Annotated in this window: 10 protein-coding genes; 9 read left to right on the forward strand and 1 reads right to left on the reverse strand. The window is 55.4% G+C overall.

What is annotated here, in order from left to right:
- Positions 1 to 150 precede the first annotated feature (150 nt).
- A complete protein-coding gene (locus ABWO67_RS16170; RefSeq protein WP_353153363.1) occupies positions 151 to 1,119 on the forward strand; it encodes a Bug family tripartite tricarboxylate transporter substrate binding protein in 969 nt (322 codons plus the stop codon).
- 2 nt (positions 1,120 to 1,121) lie between these two features.
- On the opposite strand, the gene ABWO67_RS16175 is transcribed toward ABWO67_RS16170, so the two are convergent.
- On the reverse strand, positions 1,122 to 1,796 hold the full coding sequence (locus ABWO67_RS16175; protein WP_353153365.1) for a Crp/Fnr family transcriptional regulator: 675 nt from the start codon (positions 1,794 to 1,796) through the stop codon (positions 1,122 to 1,124).
- Positions 1,797 to 1,963: 167 nt separating this feature from the next.
- On the opposite strand from ABWO67_RS16175, the gene ABWO67_RS16180 reads away from it, so the two are divergent.
- From ABWO67_RS16180 to ABWO67_RS16215, 8 genes are all read left to right on the forward strand, one after another.
- Positions 1,964 to 3,940 (forward strand): AMP-dependent synthetase/ligase, encoded by a 1,977-nt coding sequence (locus ABWO67_RS16180; protein ID WP_353153367.1) that lies wholly within the window; start codon positions 1,964 to 1,966, stop codon positions 3,938 to 3,940.
- Complete coding sequence (locus tag ABWO67_RS16185; RefSeq protein WP_353153369.1) at positions 3,940 to 4,737, forward strand: ABC transporter ATP-binding protein; 798 nt, start codon at positions 3,940 to 3,942, stop codon at positions 4,735 to 4,737. Before ABWO67_RS16180 ends, ABWO67_RS16185 begins: the two co-directional genes overlap by 1 nt.
- Before the next feature lie 15 nt (positions 4,738 to 4,752).
- Entirely contained in the window at positions 4,753 to 5,682 is a 930-nt protein-coding gene (locus tag ABWO67_RS16190) for a branched-chain amino acid ABC transporter permease (RefSeq protein ID WP_353153371.1), read from the forward strand.
- A gap of 32 nt (positions 5,683 to 5,714) precedes the next feature.
- Positions 5,715 to 6,779, forward strand: a complete 1,065-nt coding sequence (locus tag ABWO67_RS16195; RefSeq protein ID WP_353153373.1) for a branched-chain amino acid ABC transporter permease — start codon at positions 5,715 to 5,717, stop codon at positions 6,777 to 6,779.
- A 94-nt stretch (positions 6,780 to 6,873) separates the two neighbouring features.
- Entirely contained in the window at positions 6,874 to 8,199 is a 1,326-nt protein-coding gene (locus ABWO67_RS16200) for an ABC transporter substrate-binding protein (protein ID WP_353153375.1), read from the forward strand.
- Between the two features lie 67 nt (positions 8,200 to 8,266).
- A complete protein-coding gene (locus ABWO67_RS16205; protein ID WP_353153377.1) occupies positions 8,267 to 9,097 on the forward strand; it encodes an ABC transporter ATP-binding protein in 831 nt (276 codons plus the stop codon).
- A gap of 14 nt (positions 9,098 to 9,111) precedes the next feature.
- Positions 9,112 to 10,386: a phenylacetate--CoA ligase family protein gene (locus ABWO67_RS16210; protein WP_353153379.1), complete on the forward strand. Its 1,275-nt coding sequence runs from the start codon at positions 9,112 to 9,114 to the stop codon at positions 10,384 to 10,386.
- A 78-nt stretch (positions 10,387 to 10,464) separates the two neighbouring features.
- On the forward strand, positions 10,465 to 11,481 hold the full coding sequence (locus ABWO67_RS16215) for an amino acid ABC transporter substrate-binding protein (RefSeq protein WP_353153381.1): 1,017 nt from the start codon (positions 10,465 to 10,467) through the stop codon (positions 11,479 to 11,481).
- The last annotated feature ends 129 nt before the right edge of the window (positions 11,482 to 11,610 follow it).

Consider the following 11,610-nt stretch of genomic DNA (forward strand, 5'->3'; position numbering starts at 1 on the left):
GGACCGCAGCGAGGATTCGCCATGCATACCCTCCTCGCCCGTTGCGCCGTCATAAAAACGCGTCAAACGAGTATTTCAAAAAACAAACACCCGTAGCATAATCAGGCATAAAACAAATTCTGATCTAAATATTTTATGGAGATAACATTCATGCCTAAATTATTAAAGGCCATCGCGGCGGCATCAGCCATTACCCTTGCAGGCCTCACACAAGCCCACGCCGCATGGCCCGAGCGTGCAGTTCAATGGGTCGTCCCTTACCCCGCAGGCGGCGGCTCCGATGTCATCGCCCGCGTCGTCGCTTCCACTATCGAAAAAACATTAGGCCAAACCGTTATCGTAGAAAACAAGCCCGGCGCAGGGACCATCATCGGCGCCAGCTTTATTCAGAACGCGAAACCCGACGGCTATGTATTCGGCACGGCTGACTCTGGCACCCTGGCATTCAACCCCTGGCTGTATTCCAAACTCCAGTACGATCCCGTCAAATTCACTTATATCGGCGGTCTTGCGCGCTTTCCCCTGATGCTCGCCGTCAACGAAGCTTCGCCTTTCAAAACTTTGGAAGAATTCATCGCTGCTGCCCGTAAAGATCCAGGCAAACTCACTGCATCGTCAGCGGGTTCGGGCTCTCCGCATCACCTTGCGCTTGAAATGTTCAAGCAACGCGCCGGCGTCGACATCGCGCATGTGCCTTATAAAGGCGCCGCGCCGGCTATACAGGACTTGCTGGGTGGGCAGGTCAGTGCCAGCTTTGTCGATTCGGCGGCAGGCCTGGCTAATATCAAAGCGGGCAAACTCCGTGTGCTGGCCGTTGCCACCCCTGAACGACTGGCCCTATTGCCTAATGTACCCACGATGGCCGAGGCTGGTGTCAATAACTTCAATGCCTATGCCTGGCAAGGGCTGGTGGGGCCGGCGGGCATTCCCGGCGATGTGGTCGAAAAGTTGAATGCCGACTTGCAAGCCGCTTTGAAATCCCCGGAAGTCGATGGCAAGATAAAAGGCATGGGTGTGGAACCGATGCCTATGTCAGCGGCCGATTTCAAAGCCTATGCCGACCAGCAGCGCGAGGAATGGGGCAGCGTCATCAAGGCTGCAGGCATCAAGCTGGATTAGGTCTACAGGCTGTAGTTCTTAAGGCCGTCCAGGTCCAGCACTTGGACGGCTCCATATTCTATTTTCAACAACTGTGCCGCTTCCAGCGCGCGTAAAGCCTGGTTCGTGCGCTGACGCGAAATGCGGGCAAGGTAGCCGATCTCTTCCTGGGTAATGTCCAGGCGCATGCTTTTGCCGGGGTATAGCAGGGGGTTGAACAGTTCTGCCAGGCAACGGGCCACGCGTGCATCGGGTGCCAGCAGGCGGTCATATTCGGCTTTGCCGATGAACTGGGCGACGCGCTCGTTCAATTGGTGCAATAAATACCGATTAAAGGGAATGCTGTTGTCTAGCAGCCAGTTGAATGTGATCACCGGCACCCGGGCGATCGAACAGTCCCGTAAGGCCACAACATCGTATTTGCGGCGTTCGTTTTTAAGCAATGAGCCTTCGCCTATCCACCCGCCGCTGGGGACGCCGGTCAGCGACGCTAGCTTGCCGTCGGACGTGCCCACCGATACCTTGACCAGCCCGTTCAGCACGCCCATCCAGGCATAGGCTTTTTCGCCTTTGCGCTCTATGATGGCGCCAGCAGGGTAATGAGTGATGGATATGTCCCGTTGCACTCGCTCTTGCTGGTCAGCCGACAATAAAGCGAACCAGGCGGCGGCATCTTGCAGTAAGTCTTTATGTTGCATGAGGATTTACCCTAGGAAAAGCAGGAATGTCATATCCGTGACAGTTCGATGTCGTGCGAGCCTATACCTTTACACCTGACTGAAATAAGAAAAAGAAACGGTTGGATACAAATATAACCCTAAACTTTATCAGGTAAAGGGACATGATACTGGGTCAAGGAGACACCATGACGCAAAACTCGCCTGCGCGCAGGATTCCGTCCGAGCCGGACACTTTCCCTGCTTGGGTGCTGCACCATGCGCAAGTACGTGGCGGCCGTGCCGCCATGCGCGAGAAAGATCTCGGGATATGGCAAACCATGACCTGGAGCCAGCTTGCGGCGCAGATGCAGGTATTAGCCAGTGGGCTTGCCGCTTTGGGTGTGCAGGCAGGTCAGCACGTGGCGATTGTAGGAGAAAACCGGCCTCGCCTGTATTTATCCATGATGGCTGCGCAGGCCATTGGGGCAATACCTGTTCCGTTGTATCAGGACGCCATTGCCGCCGAAATGCTTTACGTGTTCCAGGATGCCGACATTCGAGTGGCAATCGTGGAAGATCAGGAGCAGGTCGACAAAATGCTTGAAGTCGCCGAACAGTGTCCGGCGTTGCGCCATATTGTTTACGACGATCCGCGCGGCTTGCGCAATTATGCTCTGGCAAACCTGTTGGCGTTCGATCGACTGTTGGCGCTTGGCAGCGAGTATTCCGCCGCACATCCAAACCATATCGAAGATGCCATCGCAGCCGTCAAGCCTGACGACACCGCGGCCATGTTCTATACCTCGGGCACCACGGGCAAGCCCAAGGGCGTAGTGCTTACGCATCACGCGCTTATCGATCGGGCTTTGGCCATCCAGGAGCTCGAAAACCTGACCGACCGCGAAGAAGTGCTGGCGTACCTGCCGCCGGCCTGGATAGGCCAGAACATGTTTTCGTACACACAGTTTCTGGTTACCGGTTTTACCGTCAATCACCCCGAGTCGCCCGACACCGTATCGATCGACATGCACGACATCGGGCCTACCTATTATTTCGCTCCGCCGCGTGTGCTGGAAGATTTGTTGACCCGGGTCATGATCCGCATGGAGGACGCCAGCACCATAAAACGCAAGCTATTCCATGCTTTCATGGGGCTTGCGCGCCGCGTGGGTGTTCGCATACTCGACAAAGATCCGAGTGTCAGCGGATGGGACAGATTCAAGTACCGTATCGGCAATGTTGTGATGTATGGGCCTTTGCGCAACGCTCTGGGTATGAGCCGTGTCCGGGTGGCCTATACGGCCGGCGAGGCAATAGGGCCAGACCTGTTTGTGTTTTACCGCTCTATCGGTATCAATTTGAAGCAGCTGTATGGCTCAACTGAAACCTCGGTCTTTGTCTGCGTGCAGTCCGATGGGCAGGTGCGCGCCGATACGGTTGGCCCACCGGTCAAGGGGGTTGAGATTCGTGTCGCCGAGAATGGCGAAATCCAGGTCAAAAGCCCAGGCCTTTTCAAAGAATACTATCGCAACCCTGAAGCCACGGCAGAGTCCTACACAGCCGATGGCTGGTATCACACGGGCGATGCCGGCTATCTGGATACCGATGGTCAATTGAAGATCATTGATCGGGCCAAAGATGTCGGCAAGCTTGCCGACGGCAGCTTGTTCGCGCCCAAATATATAGAAAATAAGCTCAAGTTTTATCAATACATCAAAGAAGTCGTGGCCTTCGGCGCCGACAGGAACGAGGTCTGCGCATTTATCAATATTGATCTGGAGGCTGTGGGTAACTGGGCCGAGCGCCAGGGGCTGCCTTATGCCGGCTACACCGATCTGGCTCAAAAGCCAGAGGTATACGCGCTGATTCGTAAATGCGTGGAAGAGGTCAACGCTGATCTTTCCACCGATGCCAAGCTGTGCGGCTCGCAAGTGTCGCGCTTCCTGGTTCTGCACAAAGAGCTAGATCCTGACGACGATGAATTGACTCGTACCCGCAAGGTGCGTCGCGCCTTTATTGCCCAGAAGTACGACATCCTGGTCGATGCGCTTTTCCAGGGCAAGTCCAATCAGTACATCGAAACCGAAGTGAAGTTCGAGGATGGCCGTAAAGGCAAGATTTCGGCGGACCTGAAGATCGCCCAGGCAAAGATATTCCCAGGCAACACGAGGAAGGCTGCGTAATGAGTCAAGCTGCTCGCGATCAACGAATCGGCGAAACGATTCTGGATCTACAAAATATTTCGCTCGCTTTTGGCGGCGTTAAGGCATTAACCGATATCTCCTTTGATGTGCGCGAACACGAAATTCGCGCCATCATCGGGCCCAATGGCGCAGGCAAAAGCTCCATGCTGAATGTGATCAATGGGGTGTATACGCCGCAACAGGGCGAGATTACCCTGGCGGGTGTGAAGTTTTCGAAAATGAACTCCCGACGCGCCGCAGAAATGGGTATTGCGCGTACGTTTCAGAACTTGGCCTTGTTCAAGGGCATGAGCGTGCTTGACAACATCATGACCGGCCGCAATCTGCGCATGACCAGCGGTGTCCTGGCGCAGGCGTTTCGCCTCGGTTCGGCTGAGCGCGAAGAAATTGCGCATCGTGAATTCGTGGAAAATCTGATCGACTTTCTTGAAATTCAGGCTCATCGCAAGACACCGGTGGGACGCCTGCCTTACGGTTTGCAGAAGCGCGTCGACCTGGGACGGGCCCTGGCCATGGAACCCCGCATTCTTCTGCTGGACGAGCCCATGGCGGGCATGAACATCGAAGAAAAGCAGGACATGAGCCGCTTTATTCTCGATGTAAACGAACAGTACGGCACCACGATTGTGCTGATCGAGCACGATATGGGTGTGGTAATGGATATCTCCGACCGCGTAGTGGTTCTGGATTACGGCAAGAAAATCGGCGACGGCATGCCTGATGAAGTTCGCCAGAATCCCGAAGTAATACGTGCTTATCTTGGCGCCAGCCACTAAACAAGGAAGACAGAAATGGCATTTTTCCTGGAAACCCTGTTTGGCGGCCTGATGACGGGCATGCTGTATTCGTTGGTGGCCTTGGGTTTTGTTCTTATTTTCAAGGCATCCGGCGTATTCAATTTTGCCCAGGGCGCCATGGTGCTGATCGCCGCCTTGTCGATGGCGCGCTTTTCTGAATGGATTCCGCAGTGGCTGGGCCTCGAAAGCCTGATCCTGGCGAACATACTTGCCTTCATCATCAGCGGCTTGTTCATGTGGCTGATCGCCATCGTTATTGAGCGCTGGGTGTTGCGTTATCTGGTCAATCAGGAAGGCACGACGCTTCTCATGGCAACCATAGGCATCAGTTATTTTCTTGATGGCATGGGCCAGATCATCTTCGGCAGCAATGTGTATTCGATCGATGTCGGCATGCCCAAAGATCCGGTCTTCATTTTTGAATCGATTTTCGAAGGCGGCGTATTGATCAGTCTTGAGGACCTTACAGCGGCGGCTGTGTCGGCCTTGCTGGTCGCGGTGTTGGCCGTGTTTTTCCAGTACACGTCTGTGGGCCGCGCCTTGCGTGCCGTAGCCGACGATCACCAGGCGGCGCAGTCCATCGGCATTCCTCTGAATCGCATCTGGGTCGTTGTATGGACCGTGGCGGGTGTGGTCGCGCTGGTTGCGGGGGTGATCTGGGGGTCGAAATTCGGTGTTCAGTTCACCTTGTCCACCGCCGCCTTGCGCGCATTGCCTGTAGTCATCCTGGGAGGGCTGACCTCAGTGCCCGGAGCCATTATCGGAGGCCTGATCATCGGCGTCGGGGAAAAGATTTCCGAGGTCTATCTTGGGCCGTTTGTCGGTGGCGGGATCGAAATCTGGTTTGCCTATGTACTGGCCCTGGTGTTCCTGCTGTTTCGCCCGCAAGGTTTGTTTGGTGAAAAAATCATTGACCGCGTTTGATGGTTTAACGAAAAGAAGATTGGGTATCCACTATGTTTTATCGTGAAAACGGCCAATTCAAAAGCACTTATCGGGCAGACCAGCAAATCTTCCCGATCCGGCAGGATCGCGTCTTTATCCTGGGTGTGTTGTTTATTGCTTTTCTGATGGTGCCGCTGCTTGCTTCGAACTATTTTCTGCAAGCTATCCTGATCCCGTTCCTGATCCTGTCTTTGGCAGCCATAGGCTTGAATATCCTGGTCGGCTATTGCGGGCAAATTTCGATAGGGTCGGGCGCCTTCATGGCGGTTGGCGCCTATGCTGCCTGGAATTTCGGTGTCCGCATGCCGGCGACGCCCCTGATCGTGCAGATACTGATGGGCGGCGTGTTTGCCACGCTGGTCGGCGTCGTATTTGGTGTTCCCAGCTTGCGTATCCGTGGTCTTTACCTGGCGGTTACTACGCTGGCTGCGCAATTCTTTGTCGATTGGGCTTTCCTGCGCATTCCGTTTTTCACCAACTACTCGTCGTCAGGCAACGTATCGGTTCCCCCGCTTGATGTCTTTGGCTTGCCTGTTCAAACGCCTGTCCAGCGCTATTTGTTTGTACTCGCTTTTGTGGCGGTGTTTGCGCTGCTTGCCAAGAACTTGGTGCGCGGCGCCATCGGACGCCAATGGATGGCGATACGCGACATGGACGTTGCCGCATCGGTTATCGGTATTCGCCCGGTTTACGCCAAGCTGACGGCGTTTGCCGTCAGCTCCTTCATCATTGGGGTGGCCGGTGCTTTGTGGGCCTATATCCATCTGGGTTCGTGGGAACCATTGGCTTTCGATTTGACGCGTTCTTTGCAGCTGCTGTTCATTGTGATTATCGGCGGCCTGGGCTCCATCGTCGGTAGCTTCTTCGGGGCCGCCTTCATGGTGCTGGTGCCCGTATTCCTGACCAATGTGCCGCATATGTTCGGCTTGTCGCTGGCTGTTGATACCGCGTCGCATATTGAACATATGGTGTTTGGCGCGCTGATCGTGTTTTTTCTGATCGTTGAACCGCACGGCCTGGCGCGGCTATGGAGCATAGGCAAGGAGAAACTGCGCATCTGGCCGTTCCCGCATTAAGTTTTTATGGCAACACATTAGTAACCCGGCTGGCCCCTTTAGGCTATGCCGCAACACAAACGGTGCATATAGACACCACCAGGAGGACTTGGAGATGAAACGTTCCTTTAAATTTGCAGCAGCAATGATTGCCGTGGCGGGCACACTGGCTTCTGTATCGTTGCCGGCATCAGCCGCCGAAGAGCAGTTCGTACCTTTGCTTGCCTATCGTACGGGTTCTTTTGCTCCTCTGGGCATTCCTTGGGCCGACGGTAAGATGGATTACCTGAAGCTCGTCAATGAGCGCGATGGCGGCGTCAATGGCGTCAAGATTGTTTACGAAGAATGCGAAACTGCCTACGCAACCGACCGCGGCGTCGAATGCTACGAGCGCCTGAAAGACAAGAATGGCGGTGCTTCGGGTTTCGATACGCAGTCCACAGGCATTACGTTTGCCTTGACCGACAAGGCCATTATTGATGGCGTGTCGATCGAGACCATGGGCTACGGCTTGTCCCAGTCAGCCAACGGCGCGGTGTTCAAGTGGAACTTCCCGCTGCTGGGCACCTATTGGACCGCGGCGGATGTCATGATCCAGGACATTGCCAAGAAGCTGGGTGGCGAAGATAAGCTGAAGGGCAAGAAAATCGCGCTGGTCTTCCACGACTCGCCGTATGGCAAAGAGCCAATCGCCCTGCTGCAAGAGCGCGCCAAGGCCAATGGTTTCGAGTTGCAGTTGTATCCCGTCACCGCACCAGGCGTCCAGCAAAAATCCACCTGGCTGCAAATCCGCCAGAGCAAGCCTGATTACCTGTTGCTTTGGAGCGCAGGCATCATGACGCCGACAGCCATCCGCGAGGCCCAGGCGGTCGGCTATCCGCGCGACAAAATGTATGGCATCTGGTGGGCCAGTTCCGAGAACGATGTCCAGGATCTTGGGGCGGTTGCCAAGGGCTATAACGGCATTACCATTCACAACAGCGCCGACCATGGCAAAGTGCACGACGACCTTAAAAAGTACGTGTACGAGAAAGGCCAGGGCAGCGATACCAATGGCAAATACGTTGGCACCATTGCGCATACGCGCGGCATGATGATTTCTATGCTGCAAGTCGAAGCCATCCGCGCAGCCCAGGAAAAGTACGGCAAAGGCAAGCACATGACCCGCGAGCAAGTGCAGTGGGGCTTTGAAAACTTGAACATCACGCAGGAACGCCTCGAGGAATTGGGTTTCGCCAAACTGATGCGTCCGGTGAAAACCTCGTGCAGCAACCATATGGGCGATGATTGGGCTCGTATCATTCAATGGAACGGAACCAAGTTCGATATCGTTTCCGACTGGTATCAGTCCGATAAGAAGTTCATAGATCCTTTGGTGAAAGACCTGTCAGCCAAGTACGCCAGCGAGAAGAAGATTACTCCTCGTACATGCGAAGGCTAGCAGCAGCCTAAAGGCGCCTGGCGGCTGTAAAGCGGCCGCCGGGCGGAACTGATTGCAGGGAAAAAATATGAATACCAAAGTCGAGGCGCAAGCCCCCAAGATTCTGCTGAATGTGAACGGAATCGAGGTAATCTACAACCACGTTATCCTGGTGCTCAAAGGTGTTTCGCTGTGCGTTCCCGAAGGCAAGATCGTGGCGCTGCTTGGGGCCAATGGCGCAGGTAAAACGACGACCTTGCGCGCCGTATCCAATTTGCTCAAGGCCGAGCGTGGCGACGTCACCAAAGGCAATATCGATTATCGCGGTGAACGCATTGAAAAGCTTTCGCCGGCCGATCTGGTCAAGCGGGGCGTGGTACAGGTCATGGAAGGCCGCCATTGCTTTGCGCACCTGACAATAGAAGAAAACCTGCTTACCGGCGCCTATACCCGCAATCTCAGCCGGGCCGATTTAAGCGCATCGCTTGACAAGGTTTACCAGTATTTTCCAAGACTCAAACAACGCCGCGGTAGCCAGGCGGGTTACACCTCGGGCGGCGAGCAGCAAATGACGGCGATTGGGCGCGCCTTGATGGCCAACCCCAACATGATTCTGCTGGACGAACCCTCGATGGGCCTGGCGCCGCAAATCGTAGAGGAAATCTTCGAGATCGTGCGCGACCTGAATCAGCGCGAGGGCGTCAGCTTCTTGCTGGCGGAACAAAACACGAATATCGCCTTGCGTTATGCCGACTATGGCTACATTCTGGAAAACGGACGCGTCATGATGGATGGCGAAGCCAAGGCGCTGGCCGAGAATGAAGACGTCAAGGAATTCTATCTGGGTGTATCGAGCGGCGAACGGAAAAGCTTTCGCGACAACAAGTTTTATCGGCGCCGCAAACGCTGGCTCGCCTAAAGGCAAAAACCATCATGACGACATATTTCGAGGAACGCGAGCGGATCTCCATGTCCGAGCGGGAACAGGCTTTGCTTAGCCGTCTGCCGGCAGCATTAAAAAGCGCGCGTGAGCGGGCGCCGGCGATTGCGCAGCAATTGCAGGACGTCGATCCGGATGGCATTTGCCAGCGGTCTGACCTGGAACATATTCCCGTGGTTCGCAAGAGTGAATTGCTACAGGCTCAACTGGATATGCGGCAGGGCTTGGCCGGTCAGCAGCTTCCCGCCGTCAGTCGCATATTCGGCGGTTTTTCAGCCATAGGCTGGGGCGAGGCGGCGCGTGTTTTTGCTTCGCCAGGGCCAATTTACGAACCGGAAAGCAAGCGTCCCGATTACTGGGGATTTGCGCGGGCATTGTACGCGGCAGGTTTCCGGCCAGGCGATCTGGTCTATAACTGCTTTTCCTATCACTTTACGCCCGCTGGCTCGATGATGGAAACCGCGGCCCACGCCTTGGGTTGCACGGTGTTCCCGGGCGGTGTGGGGCAAACTGAACAGCAAGTACAAGCCATTGCCGATTTGGCGCCCGTCGGCTATACGGGCACGCCCAGTTTTCTGAAGATCATCCTGGAAAAGGCGGATGGCATGGGCGTTGCGCTGCCTTCGGTGAAGCGTGCCTTGTTTTCCGGCGAGGCTTTTCCGCCTTCGTTGTGCAAATGGTTTGCCCAGCGGGGGATAGACGGTTACCAGGCCTATGGCAGTGCGGACCTGGGCATGATCGCTTATGAAACGTCGGCACGAGAAGGCCTGGTGCTTAACGAAGACATGATTCTTGAAATCGTGCGCCCTGGCACCAATCAGCCTGTCCCGAATGGCGAAGTAGGTGAAGTGGTTGTGACGACATTGAATCCGGATTACCCGTTATTGCGTTTTGGAACGGGCGATTTGTCGGCGGTTTTGCCTGGCGCGTCGCCTTGCGGCCGCACGAATGTCCGTATCAAGGGTTGGATGGGCAGGGCGGATCAAACAACCAAGGTGCGCGGCATGTTCGTGCATCCCGGCCAAATCGCCCAGGTGATGAAAAGGCATCTACAGGTGCACAAGGCCAGGCTGGTCATCAGCGGCAAGGTGGGCAATGACATCATGGTATTGAAAGTTGAACTGGCTGAGCCGGATCCGGACTTGCTGCTTGCCATGGCGGCATCGGTGCGCGAGCTGACCAAGTTGCGGGCCGATATCGAGGTGGTCGAGCCCGGCAGCCTGCCCAACGACGGCAAGGTTATCGACGATATCCGCAGTTACGAATAAGTTTATTTGTTTTTGCCTGCGCCGATTGCAGTAACATGCCAAAAAACGATTTTGAATAGCCACCGTAAGGGGAATGTTATGCGCAAGTTCAAGTACGCCGCGGGCGCCTTTGTCATGCTGGCCGGGATGCAGCTGGCTCACGCCGATACACTCGATATCGTCAAGAAACGTGGCGTTGTCCAATGTGGCGTTACCACGGGTTTTGCCGGATTTTCGGCCCCTGATGCCAAGGGCAACTGGCAAGGGCTCGATATCGATGTGTGCCGCGCCGTGGCGGCCGCTGTCTTGGGCGACGCTTCCAAGTTCAAGGCGGTTCCCTTGAATTCCCAGCAGCGCTTCACCGCGCTGCAGTCGGGCGAAATTGATTTGCTGGCTCGCAATACCACGGTTACCCAGCAGCGCGACACTGCCTTGGGCGCTATCCACGCCGGCATTAACTTTTACGATGGCCAGGGCTTTCTGGTTCTGAAGTCGCTGGGTGTGAAAAGCGCCAAGGAACTCGATGGCGCCACGGTTTGCATGCAAACCGGCACCTCCAACGAGAACACCATGGCAGACTGGGCGCGTGCCAATAACGTCAAGTACAAGCCTGTTGTCATCGAGCAGTTCAACGAGGTGGTCAACGCGTTTGCTGCGGGCCGCTGCGACGTCTTTACCACCGATGCGTCCGGCCTGGCGTCGATCCGTATTTCCAAGCTTGAAAATCCGGACAACTATGTTGTGTTGCCCGAGATCATTTCCAAGGAACCCTTGGGGCCATACGTGCGCCAGGGCGACGATCAGTGGCTGAATATCGTCAAATGGTCCTTGCATGCCATGGTGGGCGCCGAAGAGCTTGGGGTTACGTCGAAGAATGTCGACGAGCAGTTGAAAAGCACCAACCCCAATGTGCTTCGCCTATTGGGTGTAACGGCCGGGGCCGGTAAAAACATGGGCGTAGACGAAAAGTGGGCTTACAACATCGTCAAGCAAGTCGGTAACTACGGCGAAAGCTTCGAACGTAATGTGGGCCAGGGCAGTCCCCTGAAGATCCAGCGCGGCCTGAATGCGCAATGGACCGACGGCGGCCTGATGTACGCCTTGCCCGTGCGCTAAGCACCACGGTCGTAAAAAACGCCATTCAAGCTGATGTTTGAATGGCGTTTTTGTATGGCGTCTGCGATTGGCGCATTTTCGGTTCAAGTGTTTACGGCACATGCATTAGGCGGCGCTTGCATCATGGGT

This window comes from Pollutimonas bauzanensis (genome assembly GCF_040393045.1).
Taxonomy (GTDB): domain Bacteria; phylum Pseudomonadota; class Gammaproteobacteria; order Burkholderiales; family Burkholderiaceae_B; genus Pollutimonas; species Pollutimonas bauzanensis_A.

Coding starts and splice junctions, on each gene's coding strand:
- ABWO67_RS16190 (WP_353153371.1), top strand. CDS start 4,753: ATGGCATTTTTCCTGGAAACCCTGTTTGGCGGCCTGATGACGGGCATG.
- ABWO67_RS16185 (WP_353153369.1), top strand. CDS start 3,940: ATGAGTCAAGCTGCTCGCGATCAACGAATCGGCGAAACGATTCTGGAT.
- ABWO67_RS16180 (WP_353153367.1), top strand. CDS start 1,964: ATGACGCAAAACTCGCCTGCGCGCAGGATTCCGTCCGAGCCGGACACT.
- ABWO67_RS16205 (WP_353153377.1), top strand. CDS start 8,267: ATGAATACCAAAGTCGAGGCGCAAGCCCCCAAGATTCTGCTGAATGTG.
- ABWO67_RS16210 (WP_353153379.1), top strand. CDS start 9,112: ATGACGACATATTTCGAGGAACGCGAGCGGATCTCCATGTCCGAGCGG.
- ABWO67_RS16195 (WP_353153373.1), top strand. CDS start 5,715: ATGTTTTATCGTGAAAACGGCCAATTCAAAAGCACTTATCGGGCAGAC.
- ABWO67_RS16175 (WP_353153365.1), bottom strand. CDS start 1,796: ATGCAACATAAAGACTTACTGCAAGATGCCGCCGCCTGGTTCGCTTTA.
- ABWO67_RS16170 (WP_353153363.1), top strand. CDS start 151: ATGCCTAAATTATTAAAGGCCATCGCGGCGGCATCAGCCATTACCCTT.
- ABWO67_RS16200 (WP_353153375.1), top strand. CDS start 6,874: ATGAAACGTTCCTTTAAATTTGCAGCAGCAATGATTGCCGTGGCGGGC.
- ABWO67_RS16215 (WP_353153381.1), top strand. CDS start 10,465: ATGCGCAAGTTCAAGTACGCCGCGGGCGCCTTTGTCATGCTGGCCGGG.